General features: G+C 45.7%; 18 protein-coding genes. 3 read left to right on the top strand and 15 right to left on the bottom strand.

Annotated features, from left to right (window positions below; all coding sequences use genetic code 11):
* The 14 genes from MHH60_RS29345 to MHH60_RS29280 form a co-directional block, all read right to left on the bottom strand.
* Positions 1-421, bottom strand: a 421-nt coding sequence (locus MHH60_RS29345) for a N5-glutamine methyltransferase family protein (RefSeq protein WP_445667989.1), incomplete at its 3' end; no start/stop codon positions are given.
* Positions 411-1487, bottom strand: coding sequence for a peptide chain release factor 1 (prfA, locus tag MHH60_RS29340; RefSeq protein ID WP_036681601.1), 1077 nt, complete (start codon positions 1485-1487; stop codon positions 411-413). The genes MHH60_RS29345 and prfA, both read right to left, overlap by 11 nt.
* Positions 1488-1720: 233 nt before the next feature.
* On the bottom strand, positions 1721-2821 hold the full coding sequence (gene ychF, locus MHH60_RS29335) for a redox-regulated ATPase YchF (RefSeq protein ID WP_036681604.1): 1101 nt from the start codon (positions 2819-2821) through the stop codon (positions 1721-1723).
* A gap of 100 nt (positions 2822-2921) precedes the next feature.
* On the bottom strand, positions 2922-4289 hold the full coding sequence (locus MHH60_RS29330) for a S41 family peptidase (protein ID WP_081389132.1): 1368 nt from the start codon (positions 4287-4289) through the stop codon (positions 2922-2924).
* A 169-nt stretch (positions 4290-4458) separates the two neighbouring features.
* Positions 4459-4929: a GNAT family N-acetyltransferase gene (locus tag MHH60_RS29325; protein WP_232061473.1), complete on the bottom strand. Its 471-nt coding sequence runs from the start codon at positions 4927-4929 to the stop codon at positions 4459-4461.
* Between the two features lie 36 nt (positions 4930-4965).
* A complete protein-coding gene (gene fni, locus MHH60_RS29320) occupies positions 4966-6105 on the bottom strand; it encodes a type 2 isopentenyl-diphosphate Delta-isomerase (RefSeq protein WP_081383175.1) in 1140 nt (379 codons plus the stop codon).
* A 114-nt stretch (positions 6106-6219) separates the two neighbouring features.
* On the bottom strand, positions 6220-7695 hold the full coding sequence (locus MHH60_RS29315) for a phytoene desaturase family protein (protein ID WP_076137890.1): 1476 nt from the start codon (positions 7693-7695) through the stop codon (positions 6220-6222).
* Entirely contained in the window at positions 7692-8864 is a 1173-nt protein-coding gene (locus MHH60_RS29310; protein WP_256715212.1) for a glycosyltransferase, read from the bottom strand. The genes MHH60_RS29315 and MHH60_RS29310 overlap by 4 nt, the downstream gene beginning before the upstream one ends.
* Positions 8849-9586 carry a lysophospholipid acyltransferase family protein gene (locus MHH60_RS29305; protein ID WP_076137893.1) on the bottom strand — a complete coding sequence of 246 codons (738 nt, stop codon included), beginning with the start codon at positions 9584-9586 and terminating at the stop codon, positions 8849-8851. The genes MHH60_RS29310 and MHH60_RS29305 overlap by 16 nt, the downstream gene beginning before the upstream one ends.
* On the bottom strand, positions 9555-10331 hold the full coding sequence (locus tag MHH60_RS29300; RefSeq protein WP_076137897.1) for a carotenoid biosynthesis protein: 777 nt from the start codon (positions 10329-10331) through the stop codon (positions 9555-9557). Before MHH60_RS29300 ends, MHH60_RS29305 begins: the two co-directional genes overlap by 32 nt.
* Positions 10332-11204, bottom strand: a complete 873-nt coding sequence (locus tag MHH60_RS29295) for a phytoene/squalene synthase family protein (RefSeq protein WP_076137899.1) — start codon at positions 11202-11204, stop codon at positions 10332-10334.
* Positions 11201-12661, bottom strand: a complete 1461-nt coding sequence (locus MHH60_RS29290; RefSeq protein ID WP_076137900.1) for a phytoene desaturase family protein — start codon at positions 12659-12661, stop codon at positions 11201-11203. The genes MHH60_RS29295 and MHH60_RS29290 overlap by 4 nt, the downstream gene beginning before the upstream one ends.
* Entirely contained in the window at positions 12658-14202 is a 1545-nt protein-coding gene (locus MHH60_RS29285; RefSeq protein WP_076137904.1) for a phytoene desaturase family protein, read from the bottom strand. Before MHH60_RS29285 ends, MHH60_RS29290 begins: the two co-directional genes overlap by 4 nt.
* Before the next feature lie 206 nt (positions 14203-14408).
* Entirely contained in the window at positions 14409-15320 is a 912-nt protein-coding gene (locus MHH60_RS29280) for a MerR family transcriptional regulator (RefSeq protein WP_076137907.1), read from the bottom strand.
* 225 nt (positions 15321-15545) lie between these two features.
* On the opposite strand from MHH60_RS29280, the gene MHH60_RS29275 reads away from it, so the two are divergent.
* Positions 15546-17081, top strand: coding sequence for a phospholipase D family protein (locus MHH60_RS29275; protein ID WP_111505827.1), 1536 nt, complete (start codon positions 15546-15548; stop codon positions 17079-17081).
* Between the two features lie 51 nt (positions 17082-17132).
* Here MHH60_RS29275 and cls read toward each other — a convergent pair whose 3' ends face one another.
* Positions 17133-18641, bottom strand: coding sequence for a cardiolipin synthase (gene cls / locus MHH60_RS29270; RefSeq protein WP_076137909.1), 1509 nt, complete (start codon positions 18639-18641; stop codon positions 17133-17135).
* Positions 18642-18867: 226 nt separating this feature from the next.
* Between cls and MHH60_RS29265 the strand changes: the two genes are divergently transcribed.
* Complete coding sequence (locus tag MHH60_RS29265; RefSeq protein WP_076137910.1) at positions 18868-19785, top strand: TetR/AcrR family transcriptional regulator; 918 nt, start codon at positions 18868-18870, stop codon at positions 19783-19785.
* Between the two features lie 115 nt (positions 19786-19900).
* A complete protein-coding gene (locus tag MHH60_RS29260; protein ID WP_076137912.1) occupies positions 19901-23074 on the top strand; it encodes an efflux RND transporter permease subunit in 3174 nt (1057 codons plus the stop codon).
* Positions 23075-23175 lie beyond the last annotated feature (101 nt).

Below are 23175 nucleotides of genomic sequence, written 5' to 3'. Positions count from 1 at the left end.
CCAGCGCTGCTTCGCCAGGCGTTACGATGCCGTCCGGCCAAAGCTCTGCGCCGTAACGTAAAATCGCCTCGACGAGCAGCTCCGTCTCCGGCCGCGGAATAAGCACGTCAGGCGTCACCTCAAAAGGCCGCCCGTAGAATTCCTGCTCACCGATGATATACTGCACCGGCTCACCAACGCCCCGGCGGGTAACTCCCGCCTCAAATGCTTCCTTAACCGCAGCTGGAAAAGGATCTGCCAGCGCCATGTAATAAGCTGCGCCAGACACTCCAAGCACATGCTCCAGCAGCAATTGCGCACTGCGCTGCGGTTCATTGCAGCCGCTCCGGCTCAAAAAAGAAGAAGCCTCCGCAAAGGCTTCCCGGATGCTTTTGACTTCCGACATGACATATACGCCATCGTTCAAAGCATTATTCTCCATTATCCATATTATCCATCAAGTCAGCTTGTTCAGCGATTGAAAGGGCTGAGATAATTTCAGTGATTTCTCCGTTCATAACCTGCTCCAAACGGTGCAGTGTCAGGCCAATACGATGGTCTGTAACCCGGCTCTGCGGGAAGTTATACGTCCGAATGCGCTCACTACGGTCACCCGTACCTACTTTGCTCTTCCGTTCACCAGCATACTTCGCTTCTTCTTCCTGCCGTTTCATATCAGAGATACGGGCACGAAGCACTTGCAGCGCTTTTTCTTTATTGGAGTTCTGTGACTTACCGTCCTGACAGGTAGCAACGATGCCTGTAGGTACATGGGTTACACGTACTGCAGACTTGGTCGTATTTACAGACTGTCCGCCTGCACCACTTGAACAGAAGGTATCCACGCGAATATCTTTATCATGGATCTCAATCTCAAAAGCCTCAGCTTCCGGCATCACGGACACCGTAGAAGTAGAGGTATGAATACGACCTCCGGATTCAGTCGCTGGGATACGCTGGACGCGATGCGCACCACTTTCGTATTTCAGCTTACTGTATGCACCACGGCCGTTAATAAGGAAGATTACCTCTTTGAATCCACCAAGATCACTCGCGTTAACATCCATTAACTCAACGCGCCATCCTTGTGCATCAGCATAACGAGTGTACATCCGGTAAAGGTCTGAAGCGAACAATGCTGCTTCATCTCCACCCGCTGCTCCACGAATTTCAACGATTACGTTCTTATCATCATTCGGGTCTTTAGGCAGCAACAATACGCGGATTCTCTCTTCCAGCTCCACTTGACGTTTGGAAAGGTCATCAATTTCCATCTTGACCATTTCTTTCATCTCATCATCAAGCTTTTCGCCTTGCATCTGCTTAGCAGCTTCAAGCTCTTCCATTACACTCTTATATTCAGTATACGCCTCAAATGCGGGCTGTAGGTCTGATTGTTCTTTGGAATAGTCCCTCAGTTTCTTACTGTCGTTTGCAACATCCGGATCACAAAGCAGTTCACTGAGCTTCTCATAGCGGTCCGCCAGGGATTGCAATCGGTCCAACAAGGGAATTCACCTCTCCTGATTCAATTTCAAATTCGCAAATATAACATCAAATTTGTACTGTCATAAAAATAGATATACGACTTTATATTATACCAAAGATATTGTGAAATGGCTACAGTTCCGTACGCACAATACCTTAATAAAAAGCTTATATTTTTAAAAAGGATCATCCCAGCAATAGAAACTCCCACTGCTCGAGATGACCCCTATATCATTCGTACACTTAAACCTTCTTAAACGTTAAAACGGAAATGCATTACGTCCCCGTCTTGCACCAAATATTCTTTACCTTCAAGACGTAGTTGACCACGTTCCTTCGCACCGTTCATGGAACCAGCTGCCACAAGATCCGCGTAAGCCACTACTTCAGCACGGATAAATCCGCGTTCGAAATCTGTATGAATCACACCGGCAGCTCCAGGTGCTTTGGTGCCGCGGCGAATCGTCCACGCCCGAACCTCCTGAACGCCTGCTGTGAAATACGTATACAAACCAAGCAGTTTATAAGCTGCTTTAATCAACCGGTTAAGGCCGGATTCTTCCAGTCCCAGCTCTTCCAGGAACATAGCTTTATCTTCGCCTTCAAGCTCAGCAATTTCTGCTTCCACCTTAGCACTGATCGGAACAACTTCTGCACCTTCAGTAGCTGCAAAATCGCGAACTTGCTGTACATAAGGATTGTCCTCAGCACTTGCCACTTCATCTTCACTTACATTCGCCGCATACAGCACTGGCTTCAATGTTAACAGATGAAGATCGCGGATAATAAGCTTCTCGTCATCAGACAATTCTATACTGCGTGCAGGTTTATCTTCGTAGAGCACTTCTTTGACGCGTTCTAGCAGTTCAACTTCTTGAGCGTATTTCTTGTCGCCGCCTTTGATATTCTTACGGGAACGCTCAATCCGCTTCTCAATGCTCTCAATATCAGCAAGAATCAACTCCAGATTAATGGTCTGGATGTCGCTGATCGGATTTACTTTTCCATCAACGTGGGTAACGTTCTCATCTTCAAAACAACGAACCACATGCACGATAGCATCTACTTCACGGATATGGGCCAGGAACTTGTTGCCTAGTCCTTCTCCTTTACTCGCACCACGCACGAGACCAGCAATATCAACAAATTCAAAAGCAGTAGGTACGGTCTTGTTCGGCTGTACCAGCTCAGTCAGTTTATCAAGACGCTCGTCTGGAACTTCAACAACACCAACGTTAGGGTCAATGGTACAAAAAGGGTAGTTAGCGGATTCTGCTCCCGCTTGCGTTATCGCATTAAACAATGTGGATTTTCCTACGTTAGGAAGACCGACGATTCCAGCTTTCAAAGCCATTTATATGACAACTCCTATTTTCAGCTAAATTGATCATCCGAATAAGCTATACGATCTAAACCATTATATATTAGAACATATTCGCCAGCAACACCGGATGTCAAGCAGATGTGTCCGAACGCGCAAGCTCTAATACCTTTTTTATGGCCGGCTGGTCCAGTAAAGGCTTAGATCTATCTGGATCAACCTCCGCATCAGGCACAGTCTTTACCTCTTCATTACAACTCCCATCAGAATTCAGACCCATTTCAAAGGAAAATCGGAAGAGATAACCGCTATTAGGCAATGCAACGATGAGCGGATCTATCCCTAGTCCATCCCCACCTGTCCTGCCGCCTACAACCGTTGCAAACCCGGTGCCTTTTGCAAAGGCTGCAAGACCTTCCGCTGATGAATACACAGAGCTATCTACCAGCAAATAGATTTTCCCTTTAAATCCAACAGATTTATTAGGAGTTACTACATCAGTTATTTTTCTATATGTCTTGAACATCTTTAAGGCCTCAGATGGCAGATTAGGCAGTTGCTCATCTTTGATGCCGGAAATAGGTTGTTGCCCGGCTGTGATCTGACGTGCCTGCATAAAGGTCTCCGCATATTTGCCTCTTGTATAAAGGAAGTATGTATTGTATTCGATAGGTTTATTAATCAACAGAGGAACAATATGAATTCTCCAATAATTACTGTTTCCTCCCCCATTTCCGCGGATATCTAATATTAATGTCTTATAGTCCTTTACCTCTATTAAAAAATCATGGATCTCGGAGCTGTCCATCTCCATGAGACTCCCGTCAAAGCTTTGCATGCCGAGATAAGCGATTCGATCGGGCTCTATAATGACTTTTTTTACATTCCCCGAAGTCTTTTTTGTTACATCTCCTACTCCATCTCCACCATTATGCATATCGTTATTGATATCATTAGAGCTTTGCTGCTCTGCTAAAGGTTTCTGGTTGTAACGGGCCAATACGTTAGGCTGTTGAACCACGTCGATCCAAGGTTCATAACCAAAACCTGCCTGAATATAGGTATGTAGATACCAAGGATATTCCTCCTTGGATATAAAATTTGTATGCCCATTGTTTAATCTGCTAAGGACAAATCTCATTCGTCTCAAAAACTCATCATCCGATTTCACGGCTGCTATTTTATTGCGGTATTCCTCTTTTTTAGCAAGCCAATCCTCTCCATTCAGACGTTTATTCACCTCTAGGAAAGGATAGTTCTCCTCAATAATCTTCCACATATATTCAAAATCCTCTAGCCTTTTTTCCACTGTCAATGAAGGCAACGCTACTTTCGATTGTTCTTCAACTACAGCTGAAGAGGCTAGCGGTGCAACCGGACTTGCCTGAACTTGCTCAGACTCAGATTTCTTCTTTCCTGGTAAATCGCCACTGTTGCAGCTAACCAGTAATAGTAATACTACTGCGGAAACAACCACCCACAGTACAGTCCTTGGCCTCACCTTAATCCCCCCCTTTTCTCTCTTTATGACTTAATCCATTTTCAGGAATTTATTTTTTAATCATATTTTCCTAATCATCCTAAATCAAATATATTTATCACAATTATTTACATAATAATTCAGTAGAACAACAAAAAAAGACCTCTTTCGAGGTCCTCACACTTATGGACTATAGATCTTTAGACATCGTGATGTCAGTTACGATATACCCCATTTTTTTGTACAGCTCAAATGCGCGATTGTTCTGGCCGAAGACGTGCAACCCGATTTTGGTAACATTCATCTCCCGGGCTTCTTCATCGAGTGCGATCATAGCCTGCTTGCCATAACCCTTACTCTGGAACGGTTCAAAAACATAAAAATCATAAATGAAAGCCTCGCGGCCACCACGGCCTTCACTTACGTTAAACCAGATATAACCGACCTGTTCATCACTGCTTATTTCTACTATGGAATATAGATAAGCACCATCTGTGTGCAGCCCTTTTGGCAAAGAGCGTGTTATGGCTTCCTCAGACAGCTTCATCGCGATCTCTGGATCCCAAGCACCGGCGCTGATCTTATCTTCCGCATAATCCCGGGTAGCTTGACCTAAGAAAAATTGAAAGGCCGACTCATCCATATGGATCAGTTTAATCATAATCTTACTCACTTCCTCGCTTCAATATTTACCATCCTATTTACGTATTAAACGGGAAGTTCCACGTAAAGTTGCTAAATCTGGAGCACCAATACCAAACATTGCTATTTTTAGCTCCAGTTCTACCTGTGCTAATGCAGCATCCAGCGCCTCTTCAGAATCGACAGCCGGCCCTAACAGATTGCGGCCAAAGCCTGCCAGATCAGCTCCAAGTGCCAATGCTTTCGCTGCATCCACGCCATGTTTCAGTCCGCCGCTGCCAATCAAAGCGCCCTGCGGAGAAACTGCACGCACCTCTGTGATACAATCAGCTGTTGGAGTGCCCCAATCCGCGAAAGCCTCCGCCGCTGCCCGCCGTATAGGATCTACACTGCGGAACTTCTCCACCTGACTCCAGGATGTCCCGCCTGCACCCGCAACATCAATAAAAGCCGCTCCTGCATTATAAAGACGTGCAGCTGCATCTCCATCAATGCCCCAGCCTACTTCTTTCACACCTACAGGGACTTCAAGTGCCCGGCATACCTTCTCTATCTGCGATAGCAAAGAGGCAAAACCAGTGTTCCCTTCCGGTTGAAAAACCTCTTGCAGGCCATTCAGATGCAGTACAAGAAAATCAGCGCCTGCGATATCCACAGCCCGGCGACATTCCTCAATCCCAAAACCATAGGACAGCTGTACAGCACCAATATTGGCGATAACCGGAATATCAGGCGCTTGATCCCGCACATAAAAGGTTGCCGTAAGCTCAGAACGCTCCACTGCCGCCCGAACCGAACCTACACCCAGCGCCCAACCACGACGCTGCGCAGCTGCGGCTAACCGAGCATTAATCGCTCCTGTAGCTGCACTGCCACCTGTCATCGAGCTGATGAGCAGCGGTGTACGCAGCTTACGATCCAAAAACGTAGTCTGCAATGATATATCGTCGAAATTCAGCTCTGGCAGAGCATTATGCTGAAATCTGTAATGTTCAAACCCTGTAGTCACACCGACGCCACCTACTTCCTCATTTAGGCAAAGGCGTACATGTTCAATTTTGCGTTCGCCTGTCTTCGATGTAGGCAATAAAGATCTTTTGTCAGAAGCCTCTGCAGCCGGTAGGTCCTTGCCATGATCTGCGCCAGACTGCCTAGTCGCATCATATGGCACGGCCTCTTCTGGCGTATGATTCATGCTGCGTTCCTCCTATTTCCAAACTCGATTTATTATAACATATCCCTACAGATGAATTTACAATATGAGGTTCGCGATTACAATTCACATCTCTATTATTCTACAAATCAGCTTCTACACATGACGAGCAATATGCTCACCGACTAACCTTCCCGATAACGAGACGATCGGTGTGCCACCGCCGGGGTGTGTAGTTCCACCTACATACCAGAGCCCTTTAACATCGCTTGAACGGTTGCCCGGCCTGAAGAAGGTCTGCCCTACTGAGTTAGAGGAAATCCCATAGATCGCGCCCTTGTGAGCCAGTGTGTCATCTGCGATATTTTGAGGTGTATAATGTTGGAGCACATCGCTCTGATGTAAACCTGTAATTCCATGGCTCGCAAGCACCGATAGTACTCTTTTACCATAGGAAGCAGTCTCTGTCCGCCAATCACAGACCTCATTTATATAAGGTGCATTAGCCAAAATAAACAGATTACTGCTTCCTTCAGGGGCCATACCTGACTCAGAGTATCCAGAGTGGCACACATAAACGGTCGGATGCTCGGGAGGACATTTGCGTTCAAAAATATCTCTAAACTCTAACTCATATTGCTCTGGGAAAAACACTGTGTGATGTAATAGAGCATTATATTTACGAGGAACACCTGCGAGTGTTACAAACCCTGATAAAGAGGGCTCATAAGCAGCGATTTTGCGATCACTCATAGAAGGACGGCTATTCTCCTGCACAAGCATACGGTTAACAGTGAGCACATCTCCTCCTGCAATAACCGTCTTCGCCTTGTAGAAGCCTCGTGTTGTATCCACACCTTCGACTACTCCTTCTACCACGGAAATATTTGTAACTTCAACACCTGTCATGATACGAACCCCTAAGCCTTGTGCCAGTTCCGAAAGACCTTCGACCAGCTTGTAAGTTCCGCCCCGCACACCATAAACTCCTTCTACACTTTCCACATATCCAAGCATGGCGAAAATAGCTGGTGAACGGAACGGGGAAGATCCGACGTAGGTCGCGTAGCGCCCTAACATGGCTAAGGTGTGAGGATGGCTAAAGTATCTCATTAGGAGTGAATGCAAACTTAAAAAGGGCCTGACTCGCAGCAGATCCCGTAGTAGAGGAAGAGACAGCTTATCTCGCCAGGACAACAGCAATTTATTTAAGAACTGCTTCTCACTGAGTTGATAGAGTATAGCAGCTTCAGCCATAAAATCGTCATACCGGAGTGCATCACTTGAACTGTATTTGGCTATCTGATCCTTCATAAACGCTTGGTCGCGAGAGAAATCTACTACAGTTCCATCCGCAAAAATATTACGTGTGCGCGGCTCCAGCTCATACATCTGGACATAATCCTCCATAGAAGCACCAGCAAGCTCATAGAGTGAGCGAAATACATGAGGCATTGTTATCGTGCTCGGGCCTCTGTCAAAGGTATAGCCATCGATTTCGATCCGTTGCAGCTTGCCACCAGGATTCTGTTGGCGTTCCAGCACCGTCACCTCCCAGCCTTTCGAGGCTAAGGCTACAGCACAGGACAGTCCACCGAAACCTGCACCGATGATTACTGCCTTTGATTTCATAGGTAACGCCTTCCTTTCCACTCATAGCCTTGACCAGGACGACTGCCCCACCAAGAACTAATCGCAATGGCTGACAAACAGACAATACTCGCAGAAATCAGCAAGCATAACCATACAGATTGTCTGGCAGAGGCATCACTAACCCGCTTAATAGCAATGCCTAACAGACTAGACGACAAAGCCCATGCAGCCTCAATAGCCTGACCTGTCGCACTGAAGAAAAAAAACGCCGCTACAGGAAACACGTATAACAAAGTATACAAACTTAACATTCCCAGTAGAATAACTGGGCGGCGACCTAATCCAGCATAAATATTTTTGCGGTAACCATTCCATACCTCGATGGCATTATGATACATTCTCATTTCCGCATATTCCGTAATATCGGCAAGTGTTACTTGGTCACCAGCCTTCTTGACCGCACGGGCTAAGGACATATCATCTACAAGATCCGTTCGAATCGCCGCATGACCACCACAGCGTATATAACTATTCCTGTGAACCAGCATAAATCCTCCATGTGCTGCTACGAATCGTGGATCACGGGAAGTACGAACAAGAGGAATCGGCAAATGACAAATGATCGTAAAGGTCATTAAAGGTACCACAATCTTTTCCAGCCAAGTCCCAGTATGCTGATAAGCAAATCCTGTGATGAGACCCTCTTTTTGTGCTTCAGCCATGGCAAGAGCGTTCTCCAACGCTTCAGGCTTCAGCCGAATATCTGCATCAAGAAAAAGCAACCATTCTCCAGAGGCTCCCTCCACTAGCTGATTGCAGGCATATGACTTGCCTAACCAGCCATCTGGCAATTCTCTTCCGTTCACAACCTTAACACGCTCATCTCCTGTAGCTCTGGCAATCCTGCTTGTTTCGTCACCAGACCGGTCATCCAGAACAATAACCTCCAAATCCCACCCTGTAGTTGTACAGGCCAACACGCAAGCAAGACAATCCCCAATATTGTCAGCCTCGTCACGAGCCGGTATCAGTACAGACACACGTCGATTACATTCTTCTGTAGAAGAACTTCCACTAACCTTAGTGGCATGTTCCGAATTCGATATCCCAAGCTTCGGTAGCTGGGCTGTATTCCACAGTGCAAATAAATATTGAAGGAGAAGGCATGCACTAATGATCTGCAGAAAAAGAGTCATCTTCTCCACCATAGTCGGGCAGCATCAAACCATTCATTAATAGATTTGCCCTGCTTCATGAGTGGAGTAAACCCTCCCGGAATATAACCCCCGTTATTAACCATCATCAGACGATGATGATCCAATTGCTCTCTAAGCACAGCCTGCAGCTCCTTTATGATATTGTTGCGATCCATATCACGCCATGGATGGGATATAGCATTGCCCGCCAACAGCGTCGCCTCCGGTTTGGAATGCCGGAACAAGCCATGATAAAGAGTGACAGGTACAACAAGTGCTTCTGGACATAATCGAAGTACTAGTCCTACCCCTGCCTGCAACTTTAATGGACGGTGCTCCAGCGGCCGAATTTCCCCTTCGGGATATATCCATATATTTCCCCGTTTATGTAGTAACCTTGCCGTATAACGGAGCGAGGCACTGATATCCCCGGTGTTATGCCGATTAATAGAATAGGCGCCGAGCCTGCGGAAGAAAGCGTACTTCCGCAGCTGCTCTTCCTCCATCATGAAAAAGTGCTCTCTACTAGTCATGGTTCTCGCTGCATGGTAAGCCAGTAATCCATCCCACCAAGAACTATGATTCATAATATATAGAATGGGTCTATCTCCCGCAGATTTTGGCTGCAATTGTCCAGCGACCCCAACATAACGGAAATGTCTTTGAATCAAATAAAGCCGATTGTAATGATAGAACAGCTTATCAAAGCCTTTGTGTTTGACGGCTTCCAACATAACGCAAGCTCCCTTCAGCAAGTAACGCCCCTAGCACAGCAATAATTCCACAGAGCAGCAAGCCTTCACGCAGACCAATGGTTCCAAATAAGATTAATATCGCTTGATATAACCGGGTCCCGCTACGAGCAGACAAACTAGTGCTCTTAACATTACGTAGCGTTAAGGATAAGATCATCCCTACGATGAACCATCCGGCGAAATTGCTCCAAGGCACACCATAGAATCCTCCACTGCTACCCCAATGCCAAAAGCCTCTAGCATGAGCAACAGGGTCCAATACGAGATCCAGCAGTACAGTCCAAAACCCAATCTGAAGTGCTTTTGCCAGCCATAATCGTGGTCCCCTTAGTCCGAAATCGTAACTAATCAAAGCAGCATTGTATATTACAGCAATCCAAGCAAAACCTAAAGTAATAGGCACCCCATACAGTAGCGGACCTAAAATATCAGAGTAATTATAAGTACCAAACAACTTACCGGAATGAACACCAATCCACTCAACGGACATGCCTAAGGTCCAGATAAAAATAGCCGACACCCAAATAACAGGCTTGCATTGTTTAATGACTGACTGGTCAGACATTAATTGCTGCTTCGATCCCTTGTAAATTAGATCTGCAGCATAGGCAGCATAAAAAAGAAGAAATAAACCATTCGAAAATTGTAAACTTTCAGGAATGCCAACCCATATTAACAACAGCGCTCCAATACAGTACCATACCCAGAATACTATTCGGATCATTTAGTACACCGCCGTTCTGCCCTTGCCTCCTAAACTTGGTGCATAACGCATAGCGGTACGATGGAACATCCGAAGCTTAGCCTCATCACTGACATAGGCACGCCTGCGGAAAACGTCGTAATTGCCTGCGGCTACATCATCGAGAATACCTGCGTAAAAGGCGGCGGCCAATTCTACTGCCATCCCACTCTCCGGGGGATAAGTATCCACATTATTCAGACCCTTCTCAAACCACAGTAATGCCTCTCTTCTAAGATCTTGTAATACAGCTACAAAACACTCATTAACTACTCCGTGTTCCAGCTCTCGCTGACTGTACCCGTTTTTTTCCATGATTTCCAAAGGGATATACCTCCTTCCGCGCTCTAGATCCTCCCCCACATCACGGATAATATTTACGATCTGCATACCCATACCAAGTGCGATCCCCGCTTCCTGTGCTTCATCGCCTCCGTCGTCTCTCAATACAGGTAGCAGCATCTCTCCTACAGTACCTGCTACTAGATAACAATAAGATAGAAGCTCTTCCAGCGTCTCGTAATGAGTGAAGGAGAGATCTCTTACCTGACCTTCCATTTGTAACAGAAAAGGCTGTTTATCCAAATGAGGAAAATGGTGCAGCAGCCAGCGTAATGCAGGCCAGATAAAATGTCCCTCTGCTTGCTCTAAGTTTCGGAAATGATTTCGGAGCTCATGAATCGTATACGGTGATTTTTCCGGCTCATCTACACTGTCGTCTATTAGGCGGCAAAAGGCATAGATTACATGCACCGCCTCCCGTCGCGGACTAGGCAAGCCATCAAATGCCCTGTAAAACGAAGAAGAACCCTTTCTGATCATTTCTTCACATTTCTGTAATACTTGTTCATTCATGTATTGTTCATCTCCTTCATCAGTTCATGAACTGCCAATTTTGCGCCCTGCATAACAATAGGAACGCCGCCGCCAGGATGCACAGATGCACCAGCAGCATATAAACCTTCAATATTGTAGGGCTTAGACTGAGGTCGAAATACACCGGATTGGGATAGCACGGGTGCGATCCCAAAGCTTCCACCGCCGAATAAACCTTCCTTGGCAGCATCAGCCGGTGTACGAACTTTTCGCCAGACTGTATGAGCACCAAGCCCAGGAAAACCGCGCTCTTCGGCATCTGCCAGGACCTGTGAAGCCAAGGGCTCAGCAGACATATTCCAATCTATCTCTTCACCGGCAGGTACTGGGACGAGAAAATAAAGAACACTTTCTCCTTCAGGAGCCGCCGTATCATCAAGCATCACCGGATTGAACACATAATAGGAAGGTTTATCAGGGATGCTGTTGCGATCAAATAAATCACGCAAGCTCTTATTCAAGGAATCAGGAAGAAAAAATTGATGTGTCAGCGACTCCTCCCATTGCTTGGAGACTCCTACATAGATGAGCAGACAGCCTGAAGAAGGCATGAAATCTTTACTGTACTGTCTCCCTTTAACTTCAGGTAAAAGATCGGACAAGTGTGGAAAATCACCGTTATAGAGCACAGCATCGTAAGCTATCTCTTGTCCATGAACAACTACTCCGTGGCATCTGCCACCATCCACAAGCAGTGACTCTACTTCCGTACCTGTGTGCATACAGACTCCGCGTCTTTCTAGCTCTCGTGCAATGATTCGAGGCAGCTCCCCATATCCTCCCTTCAGCATCCAGACTCCAAAGGCATGCTCTGCATAAGGAAGCATTGTATAAAGACCGGGGGTGCGGAAAGGTGCTCCACCAATGTATAGACTCTGAAGCGAGAAGGCATCCTTCAACTCATCACTGCGAAAATACTGCCCAACTGCAGCCCTTAGATTCTTATAGGCGTGTAAACGAACCATTAGCCTCAAATTGTTCAGGCTGAAGAATTCCCTGCGAGTCTTGAAGCCTCGTTCCAGAAAAGAAGCTTTCCCTAAGGGATACAGGCCCGACATCTCTTCCATGAATCTAATGAATCCTTGCCCTTCACCGGGAAAACACCTCTCGATCTCAGCCGCCTGCGCCTCTATTCCGTTCACTTTGGTCAAGGTACGCCCATTCTTAAAATGAACACGGTAGAGTGGATCGCACCGTAGCAACTCCAGACTCTCCGGTGGCAGGCCACCCTCTTCCAGAATGCTCAGCAGCATCTCCGGAAGTAGTACAATTGTTGGTCCTTGATCGATCCGGTAACGGCCATTCTCTTCAAAAGCCACACGTCCACCAACCCGAGGTGCACGTTCATACACCGTAACCTCCTGCCCACGCTGGCTTAGCAGAAGTGCTGCTGTAAGACCACCTATACCGCTGCCCACAATAGCAACCCGGCTCATAATGAAGCTCCCGTTCCGGCGAATCCTGTGGATACCACCTTAGATCTAACTGCACGGTCTTGCTCCTTCAGCAGCGCCACACTAATTTTCGCCGATTCAAATATCGTTGGAAGACCACTTCCGGGATGAGTCCCTCCGCCAACCAGCCATATTCCCTTCACCTCTTCAAAGGTGTTATGAGGTCGCATATACATCATCTGCCCGAGATTATGAGCCAAATTAAAAGTTGCCCCGTTATATACATTCTGCTTGTTCCGCCAATCTAGTGGTGAGAAGAACAGACTCTCCTCTATTCGCTGAGGCAAATTTTCTAAACCTGGAATGCGCTGAAGCCGATCCATCATATCTTGCTTCACCAATTCCCCCTTCTGCTCCCAATCGATATCAGCCATCAGGCTAGGTACCGGCATAAGTACATAAAGGGATGATTTCCCGGCTGGTGCCAACGTAGGATCTAGAACGGAGGGATTATGAACGTAGATCGAAGCATCTGCAGACAACTTGCCAAGGCGAGTAATCTCTTCAACATTAAGCCGATAATCGTCAGCGAAATGAACGGAGTGATGAGCTAAATCAACGGCTCCGTCGACTCCCAAATACAGCATGGCGGTAGAACAAGAGTACCGCTTGCGGGATATTTTATCCGGTGAATAACGTTTAAGAATGCCAGGCTCGAATAACTGTGTCATAGCCGAACCAAAATCAGCACCCAGCACCACATAATCGGCCTCCACCTTCTCTCCATTCTCCAGCAATAAACCACACGCCTGCCCGTTCTGTACCAAGACTCGCTTTACTCCGCAAGAAGTATGTACGATTCCGCTGTACTCGGAAATAATCTTTGCCATCGCCGTTAGCACACGGTTAATTCCACCAATGGGATGATACAGTCCATATCGGTGCTCCATAAAGGAAAGAATGGTAAAGGTACCCGGGCATTCCCAAGGCGACATCCCCAAATACTTAGCCTGAAATGCAAAAGCAAACCTCAGACGCTCATCATCAAAATATTTCGAAAGTCTATTATATACAGTGTCGGTTGCATGCAGCTTAGGCAGCGCGTGTAGGACATCCTTTTTGACATAGTCCCCTACAGATTGAAATGGCCGCTGCAGCAGCGGAATTACCCGGTCCAATTTATCCTGTTCCTCAGCCATGAATCGTTTATATCCACTACCGTTTCCGGGGAACAGCTTCTCTATCTCTTCAACGGTCCGCTCTTGATCCGTAGAAGGCGTAAATACGGTATCTCCAAAATGAAGCGAATATAGGGGGTCAAGCTCTTTCATGTCCACATACTCTTTCAGGGATCGACCAGCGGAGGCAAATAACTCTTCCAGCAAATGCGGCATCATTAAAAATGTAGCTCCACGATCAAATCGGTAATCACCCAGACGAAGTTCACCTGAACGACCTCCAACAACCTCCTGCTTCTCATAAACTGTGACATCATAGCCGTCAGCAGCCAGGAGCATAGCCGCAGCAAGCCCTCCCGGACCCCCTCCAACCACTGCAACTCTAGCTCTGTTTCTTTTGCTCATACGATCCCTCCTTTACTGCTTTATATGTCAATCAAACATTATACAAAAATCATACAAACACTATACAAATATCATACAGTGTTTATACAGCTATGTAAATAACTCTGTAGGATCCCTCCTTTTTCAATAAAAAAAGAGCCTGCCATATCACCCGAAAGTGATATTACAGACTCCTATTTACATTTCTATTTTCTTGATCAGAATGATTACTTGCTCCTCATACTTGTAAACACATGATCAAACCACGCTTGCCAGTGTTCAGCAGGTTCGGTCATCACATAATCCGCTTTAGATAAAGAAGGGTCTCTTTCATAGGCCTTGCCACCTACCAGGAATTTAGCCCCTGGACATACTATTCTTAGCCGCTCAATAAGCTCCTCACTAAAGGAAATCAATTCTTTATCCGTAATCGACAGACAAATCAAACCTACACGACTTTGTTGTTCCAGCATCGAGATGATCCCTTCCTCAGGCGTATTAGCTCCTAAGTAGATGACCTCCATTCCATTCTTGCGCAAAAACAAGGCGAATAACAACAGCCCGACTTGATGATGCTCTCCAGCAGGGCAGAAAGCCAGCACCTTCGGCAAATGGGAGTAAACGGGGAATACGTGGAATATTTGATAGAACCGGTTGGAGATCATATGAGTAGTGTAATGTTCTTGCGCTACCGTTGCTATGCCAGCTTCCCAGGCATCGCCTACTTGTATCAAGATAGGCACAAGTACCTGATGGAACATTACTTCATAACCATAAAGAGACAACCCAAAGTCAATTAAGGCATTAGCTCGCTCGCCCTGAAAGTCATGTAGGGCATTGTATATTTGTTCTTTCATCTTCTCAAAAGCATCCTGAGTGTTTCCGCTTGCGACTGAAAGAGTATCATCCAGTTGTTTTTCTTTACGAGCCTTCAGCATTCGAACAGCATGCGATATGCTTACCCCTTGCTGCTCGGTCTGTTCCTTCAGCCAGCGCAGATCCTCGACATTCTCATGGCTATACAGCCTGTACCCGGATTCGGTTCGTTCAGGTGTAACCGCCTGATACCGATTCTCCCAAGCTCTGAGTGTCACAGAAGGAATATCCAGCATTTCAACAACCTGTTTGATGGAATACATGATAGAACTCACTCTCTTTCCTTATTGCAACTGCCCAAATTCGAAACCCTAAACATTATACAAATCTTTCACACTCATTATACATAAGCCTATGTGTTATGTCATTAAACGTTAATGATACGGATGCTGCTTCATTTCGCTCCACTAGGTGTTAATAGGTTGGTAATACACCGGAGCATAACAATCACTAGGAAGTGCTCTGCAATAATTTCAGGAGGAACTTCCATGAATTCAAATCGTCAGCAACCCATTTACCCCCATAAACCTAAAGAAATAAACTACACTCCCGGTTTAACTACGAAGAAACGTTCCGGTACACGCCGCCGTACACGGGTGTTATGGGCTTTCGTCATTCTAATCCTCTGGTTAACCTGCGTAATGATTTATCAGACACACAAATCTCTACCCAGCGGCATTTCCTATGAAAGCCCTATATACAAAACGAATCATGTATCCTTCTGGCACGACTTAACCTATTCGGACGGTACCGCCACGGGCACTCAAGAGAGTCAGATTCTTCCGAGGATTCTACAAATTATCGAGGATTCCAAAGAGTTTTTAGTAATTGACCTCTTTCTTTTCAATGATTATACCCATAAGGATCAGTCCTTTCCTCCAGTCAGCCGAATGTTGACGGACAAGCTTATCTTACAAAAAACAACTTATCCCGAGATGGAGATCGTCTTCATTACGGATGAGGTTAATACCAATTACAACTCTGCACCCAACCATCTTCTGGAAGAATTGAAGGCTGCGGGGATTAAAGTGATTTTGACCGATGTAAATGCTCTACGCGATTCTACGCCTGCTTATTCCGCTGTCTGGCGTACCTTTATTCAATGGTTCGGACAGTCGGGCGAAGGCCGGATTCCCAATCTTATGGCCAGCGGAGGACCGGATATTACCGCACGTTCTTATTTGAAGCTACTTAATGTGAAGGCTAACCACCGTAAGGTGGTTATTAGTGAGAATACCGCTCTGGTCTCCTCAGGAAATATCCATGATGCCAGCGCCTATCATTCCAATATCGCTCTGGAAGTACAAGGCCCAATTATTGCTGATATTCTCCAGACGGAACAAGCCGCGGCCAATCTTTCGGCTGCAGGGCCACTACTCACTTATGAGCCAGACTTCACCAAGGAGAAGGATCAGCACTCTAAAGAATCTATGGAGGTCCGCTATTTAACGGAAGGAAAGGTATATAAATATGCACGGCAAGCCCTCCAATCTGCACAGAAGGGTGACACCATTTGGATGGGTATGTTTTACCTTGCCGATGATGCCATTCTCGATGAATTGGTAGAGGCTGCGGAACGAGGGGCTACGGTAAAATTGATACTGGACCCCAATCAGAACGCCTTCGGCCGTGATAAAATCGGCATTCCTAACCGTCCAGTTGCTATGAACTTGAACAAGCGCACGAACGGAAAGATCTCTATTCGCTGGTACAATACGACCAAAGAGCAATATCATCCAAAGTTGCTCTTCATTGCCAAACAGACTGGAAATTCCATCATTCTTGGTGGCTCCACCAATTTCACGACACGCAATCTGGATGATTACAACCTGGAGAATAATCTGTGGGTATCTGTAAAACAAGATCAGCCTCTTTATGCCGAGATGGAAGCCTACTTCAATCGACTGTGGAATAACGAGGACCATGAGTATACTCTACCTCTTGAGGCTTATCAGGGCGAAGTGACTTGGTTCAAATACATTCTGTTCCGGTTGCAGACCACCTTGGGTTTAACTACTTTTTAAAGCAAAAACCACCGCAGATTAGGCATCACACCCTCTGCGGTGGTTTTTGGGTTATAGTAACGGCGACATAAGTCGAGCAGCAGATTCCAGTATACGGATCACCATACGCTTATTCATAAATTCTTCATGCTCAATTAAGCTGGTAGATAATAAATCCCGTTCAAAATCAGCAACAATACGGGCAACGCTCTCCGTCTGAATCAGAAGTGCATTCACTTCAAAGTTAAGGTGGAAGCTGCGCATATCCATATTGGCCGTGCCAATGGTCGCTATTTCACCATCAACGATAAGCAGCTTCGAGTGGATAAATCCCTTTTCATATTCATAAATCTTCACGCCAGCTTCCAGCAACGCCGGAAAATAAGAGTGTGAAGCCAGAAACGGAATCCATTTATCCGGCTTAGCCGGGAATAACAATCGAACATCTAAACCAGAAACAGCAGCTACACGCAGTGCAGTTAAGATGTCCTCATCAGGAATAAAATATGGACTGGCAATCCACACCGATTTCTCGGCAGAAGTGATCATGGAGAAGAAAATGTTTTTGAGCGCACGACGTTCGTTATCCGGCCCACTAGCAATAATCTGTACGGCACCATCACCTGTCATAAAGCGAAGTTGCGGAGTAAGATAATCTTGCTCCAGTATCTTTTCGCCCGTAGTGTGCATCCAATCTTGCAGGAAAATAATTTGCATCGTCCGTACCGCTTCGCCTCTAACCAACATATGTGTGTCACGCCAAAACCCATAAGTCTTACTGCGGCTTAAATATTCATCTCCTACATTGAGACCCCCCATGAATCCGACATCGCCGTCGATCACAACAATCTTACGGTGATTCCGGTAATTCACACGGCTGGAAAAAAAGGATGTGGAATTTCCGTACGAAGCCACCTGAACCCCGGCATCACTCATTTCCTTCAAAAAAGCTTTGGAAAGCTGAAAACTGCCAACGGCATCATACATAAATCTGACTGCAACACCTGCGCGAGCTTTATCGATCAGAATTTGTTTAATGCGTGTTCCAATGTGATCCGCCCGGAAGATGTAATACTCCATATGAATGTGATGTTTAGCTTGACGGAGCTCCAACAATAACGTACCAAACGTCTCTTCACCATTAGTGAGGATACGTGTTTCTGATGCAAAGGAAATAGGAGTGCGTGCTAAAGTTTTGGATAACAGCAGCAGTTTTTGGCGCGAGGGATCAAAGATTGACCAATCTTGGTGCGTACGTAAAGCGTCATTCTCAATTCTTTCGTAGGCCATAAGGTCTCTTTGTGCCTTTTTATCATATTTACGGCGTTTGAACACATTTTGCCCAAATAGAAAATAGAAGACCAGTCCCAGCACCGGGATCAACGCAAGCAATAAGATCCATGACATTGTTGTAGAAGGGTTACGGTTCTCCATAAAAATAGCCAAGCTAATCGAAATGACTGTCAGAGTGGAGAAGATACTAATAATCGTTCCCGCAGTACTCCCAAAAATGCCGAAACCAAAATAATAAAATGCTATGAATGCCCCAATGATAATTATAGATTGAAGTCCTCTTCTCATACTCTACCTACCTTCTTATTCATACAAGCAACACGAAATTGACACATTTTATATATTACATGAAGAACACATTTCTTCCTAGCAAATTACTGTTTAAAGTCTATTTACGACAAAACTGTAACCCTTCTGTTCCGATATTTGTAATGCCTGGTTGTATAGAATATAATTATTTTGACCAACTAGTCAATTATAGAACCGGGTAGTCAGAAAGGAGGTTAATCCTTTAATGAATGATAAAAATGTTGATAAGCAGGAGCAGATTATTAAGATTGCTATGCAGTTATTCGCTGTAAAAGGCTCCTCGTCCACATCCATGCAAGAGATAGCTGAATTATGCGGGATTTCGAAGGGCAGTTTATATCTGGTATTTAAATCAAAAGAAGAACTGGAGCGCAGTATCTTCCTTTATTGTTATCGGATGATTCGAGATCCCTTGTTAAATGAAGAACAGGAGACCCGACGAACACCACGTGAGAAGCTTAGGAATCAGATAGAAATTCTGCTAAGTCATGTGTACGAATTGCGTGAGTTCTTGCAGCGTCAAATTCAGGAGGTTGCGGGCAAAGGGTTTGATACTGAAGTCCCGGACTGGCTGCGTAGAAACAACGCTTCCTTCTTAAGATGGTTCCAGGTGAAAATGGAGTTACTCTACGGAAAAGACGTCGTTCCCTATACCGGAGATTTATGTATGATCGGACACGGTCTCATCAAATCTTATATTGCGGTTATTTTTCGTAAGGATACGCAGGTACCTATTGCCGATATGGCGGATCATCTAATGAATTTAATGGATATGATTGTGTCTGGCTTGCTTACTAGTAAACAGGCTCCACTAATCAACTCTGCTACTTTAGCGAACTGGATGGCGGAGAATGAGGAGAACAAACGAAAAAATCCATTACAGCTCATTAAGGAAATGAAGACTGCGATCAGTAAACTAGATAGTATAGCATCCGAAGAAGCAGCCGATCTGCTGGAATCGCTCAATATTCTGGAAGGTGAAGTGCTTATCCCTCACCCGCGAAAAGCAATCATTCAGGGGATGCTGTCCAACCTCCAATCCTGCTCTGAGCTCACAGCAGAATTGGAAGAGCTGAGGAAGCTAATTGCCTCAATTCCGCACAATTCATGTGTATTTCGTTAATTGACTCTAAGAAGAGTTCGGTAGAGAGAAAGTCATGGATAGTGAGTATTATGATTTTTTATAATGGTGCCCTATTTCGTAAAGAAGAGGGCCGAGAGGAGCAGAAACGAAACTTATGAAAAGCTTAATTAATTTCTCGCTCAGGAACAAATTTGCCATTTGGCTTCTGACGATAATTATTGTGTTTGCCGGTTTATATAGCGGACTGACGATGAAGCAAGAAACCTTGCCTAATATTAGTATACCCTATCTTAGCGTAACAACCATTTATCCGGGGGCCGCACCAGAAGGCGTCGTTAATGATGTCAGCAAACCGTTGGAGCAAAAGCTCCGCAATGTGGATGGTGTAAAGACGATCACCTCCACTTCTTTGGAGAATGCCTCCAGTATCCAAATTGAATTCGATTATGGAACAAATCTGGATAATGCTACAGCAGCAGTGCGCGAATCACTAAATGAAGTCTCATTGCCAGACAATGTGCAGAAGCCTTCCATTTCCCGCTTTAGTCTTAGCTCAATGCCTGTTGTCTCCCTCAGTCTTTCTAACGGGGATACCCAGGATCTTGAGGAACTGACCCGTATTGCTGAGAACGATATTCGCCCGGCCCTAGAGGATGTTGAGGGTGTGGCTTCTATTCAAATCTCTGGTCAATATGTCAAAGAAGTATCACTTAAATTCAATCAAGACAAGCTCAGCCAATATGGACTGACCGAAGATACCGTTAAAGGTATCATTCAAGGCTCTTCCCTCCGTGTTCCACTTGGACTGTTCGAGATGGACAAGGCTCAAAAGGCAGTGGTCGTGGACGGCAACATCACTACCGTTGAGGATCTTAAAAATGTAACCATTCCGGTAATGCCAACTGGCGCTAACGCTGCTGGTGCTGGAGCTACTGGAGCTGCCGGCGTTGATGCTGGTGCTGCTAACGGAGCTGCTGGTGCTGGTGCTGGAAATGCAGCTCCTGGCGGAGCTGCAAGTATGGGACTTCCAACCGTGAAGCTCGGAGAACTGGCCACGATTGAGGTTGTGGGCAATTCCGAATCCATCTCCCGTACAAATGGTAAAGAATCGATCGGTATTCAGATTGTCAAAGCCAATGATGCCAACACTGTTGATGTTGTAAATGGCGTTAAAGACAAAACTGAAGAATTAAAAGCACAATATAAAGGCATTGACCTTACTGTTCTACTTGACCAAGGTAAGCCCATTGAGGACTCCGTAAATACGATGTTGTCCAAAGCGGTATTTGGTGCCTTATTCGCAGTAATTATCATTTTGGTGTTCCTGCGGAATATTCGTTCGACGATTATTTCCATCATCTCTATTCCATTATCCCTGCTAATCGCAGTGCTGTGTCTGCGGCAGATGGACATTACGCTTAATATGATGACACTTGGAGCGATGACGGTTGCGATTGGGCGGGTAGTCGATGACTCGATTGTAGTCATAGAGAACATATATCGACGGCTCTCCTTATCTGGTGAGAAACTGAAGGGCAGAGAATTAATCAGTGCAGCAACGCGTGAAATGTTCGTGCCTATCATGTCCTCTACAATTGTAACCATCGCGGTGTTCTTACCACTTGCTTTGGTTAGTGGTATGGTTGGCGAGCTGTTCTTGCCTTTCGCTCTGACCATGGTCTTCGCCCTGCTCGCTTCCTTAGTAGTTGCGATTACCCTGGTTCCTGCAATGGCTCACTCGTTGTTCCGTAATGGATTGAAAGGTAAAAAAACTCACAGCGAGAAACCAGACAAACTTTCTGCTGGTTATCAAAAGATTCTGAACTGGTGTCTTTCTCATAAGCTCGTTACTTTTGGAGTTGCCGTTCTTCTCCTTGCGGGCAGCTTGTTCTTAATCAAGCCTATTGGTGTAAGCTTTATGCCGTCCCAAGAGGATAAAACCGTAATGCTTACTTATTCACCAAAGGCTGGACAACGGATTGAGGAAGTTCAAGAGCAAGGTCTGAAAGCTGAAAAATACATTTTAGCGCAGAATCATATAGACAAAATGCAATATTCCATTGGCGGCGGAAGCCCGATGGGTATGGGTGGATCCAGCAATTCAGGACTATTTTTCATCGTTTATGATAGTGACACTCCTGATTTCGAAGCCGTTAAAGAGAAACTTATTGAAGGTTTGACCGCAGAAGTGCCAGATGGTGTATGGGGTGACATGTCCGCTCTGATGAGTGGAGGCATGGGTGGAAGCACTCTGACCGTGAATGTATTCGGAGATGAACTGGATCAATTGAAGCCGGTCGCGGATGAAATTGCCTCAATCGTACAGGCTGATACCACTAATTTCAAAGACGCAGAAACCAGTCTCAAGGAAGCTTACGATCAATATACGATTGTAGCGGATCAACAGAAGCTTAGCTCCCTTGGACTTACAGCCGGACAAATTGCAATGAAGCTGAGTCCAGCAGGCACACGTCCAGTGCTCACAGAAGTAGAATTGGACGGCAAGAACTACAAAGTCTATATCGAAACAGATAAAGAAACGTATAAGAGCATTAAAGAAATGGAAGAGGCTACTTTGACTTCGCCACTAGGCATCTCCGTGCCAATCGGGCAAGTCGCTAAAATTGAAAATGGCTCCTCCCCTGACTCGATTACTCGTATGGACGGTAAAATGAAGGTCGATGTTACTGCCGAAATTATTTCGAGTGACGTGAATAGCGCTTCGAACAGCGTGAAAGAAAAAGTAGACGCTATGGAATTGCCTGATGGTGTAACTGTTACCTTCGGCGGTGTAACCGAGCAGATCAATGATACATTTGGTCAATTAGGAATTGCTATGGCAGCTGCTATTGCCATCGTATACTTCGTGCTTGTGGTTACATTTGGCGGTGGATTAGCACCATTCGCTATCCTGTTCTCACTTCCTTTCACAGTGATCGGGGTACTCGTTGCCCTTCTGATCGCTGGAGAAACCTTAAACGTGTCCTCGCTCATGGGTGCGCTGATGTTGATTGGTATCGTAGTAACGAATGCGATTGTCCTTATCGACCGCGTTATTCATAAGGAAAAAGAAGGCCTCACTACGCGTCAAGCCTTGCTTGAAGCAGGTGGCACACGTTTACGTCCAATCCTGATGACTGCCCTTGCAACGATTGGTGCATTGCTGCCATTGGTTACTGGACTTGAAAACAGTGCAGGAATTATCTCTAAGGGGCTCGGCGTGACCGTAATCGGTGGTTTGGTCAGTTCCACGCTGCTGACACTTGTAGTAGTGCCAGTCGTGTATGAATTCCTGATGAAATTCCGCAGCAAAAAGGTAATTGATTAGAACACCTGATGTGACCAAGTAAATTAGATTTAAACAAGAGGCTGTCTCCAAAGTAGTGAATTCTACTTATGAGGCAGCTTCTTTTTTTAGTAAAAGGCTGC

The organism is Paenibacillus sp. FSL H7-0716 (assembly GCF_038002705.1).
GTDB lineage: Bacteria > Bacillota > Bacilli > Paenibacillales > Paenibacillaceae > Paenibacillus_AQ > Paenibacillus_AQ odorifer.
The sequence above is the reverse complement of the archived record's forward strand: the minus strand, read 5'-3'. Positions and strand labels throughout refer to the sequence as shown.

What these genes read in the sequence shown, in the direction of transcription:
- ychF (WP_036681604.1), bottom strand. Translation starts at nt 2,821, where the DNA reads ATGGCTTTGAAAGCTGGAATCGTCGGTCTTCCTAACGTAGGAAAATCC.
- MHH60_RS29305 (WP_076137893.1), bottom strand. Translation starts at nt 9,586, where the DNA reads ATGTTGGAAGCCGTCAAACACAAAGGCTTTGATAAGCTGTTCTATCAT.
- MHH60_RS29310 (WP_256715212.1), bottom strand. Translation starts at nt 8,864, where the DNA reads ATGGTGGAGAAGATGACTCTTTTTCTGCAGATCATTAGTGCATGCCTT.
- MHH60_RS29325 (WP_232061473.1), bottom strand. Translation starts at nt 4,929, where the DNA reads ATGATTAAACTGATCCATATGGATGAGTCGGCCTTTCAATTTTTCTTA.
- MHH60_RS29280 (WP_076137907.1), bottom strand. Translation starts at nt 15,320, where the DNA reads ATGTATTCCATCAAACAGGTTGTTGAAATGCTGGATATTCCTTCTGTG.
- MHH60_RS29275 (WP_111505827.1), top strand. Translation starts at nt 15,546, where the DNA reads ATGAATTCAAATCGTCAGCAACCCATTTACCCCCATAAACCTAAAGAA.
- MHH60_RS29285 (WP_076137904.1), bottom strand. Translation starts at nt 14,202, where the DNA reads ATGAGCAAAAGAAACAGAGCTAGAGTTGCAGTGGTTGGAGGGGGTCCG.
- MHH60_RS29290 (WP_076137900.1), bottom strand. Translation starts at nt 12,661, where the DNA reads ATGAGCCGGGTTGCTATTGTGGGCAGCGGTATAGGTGGTCTTACAGCA.
- cls (WP_076137909.1), bottom strand. Translation starts at nt 18,641, where the DNA reads ATGAGAAGAGGACTTCAATCTATAATTATCATTGGGGCATTCATAGCA.
- MHH60_RS29260 (WP_076137912.1), top strand. Translation starts at nt 19,901, where the DNA reads ATGAAAAGCTTAATTAATTTCTCGCTCAGGAACAAATTTGCCATTTGG.
- MHH60_RS29265 (WP_076137910.1), top strand. Translation starts at nt 18,868, where the DNA reads ATGAATGATAAAAATGTTGATAAGCAGGAGCAGATTATTAAGATTGCT.
- MHH60_RS29300 (WP_076137897.1), bottom strand. Translation starts at nt 10,331, where the DNA reads ATGATCCGAATAGTATTCTGGGTATGGTACTGTATTGGAGCGCTGTTG.
- MHH60_RS29295 (WP_076137899.1), bottom strand. Translation starts at nt 11,204, where the DNA reads ATGAATGAACAAGTATTACAGAAATGTGAAGAAATGATCAGAAAGGGT.
- fni (WP_081383175.1), bottom strand. Translation starts at nt 6,105, where the DNA reads ATGAATCATACGCCAGAAGAGGCCGTGCCATATGATGCGACTAGGCAG.
- MHH60_RS29315 (WP_076137890.1), bottom strand. Translation starts at nt 7,695, where the DNA reads ATGAAATCAAAGGCAGTAATCATCGGTGCAGGTTTCGGTGGACTGTCC.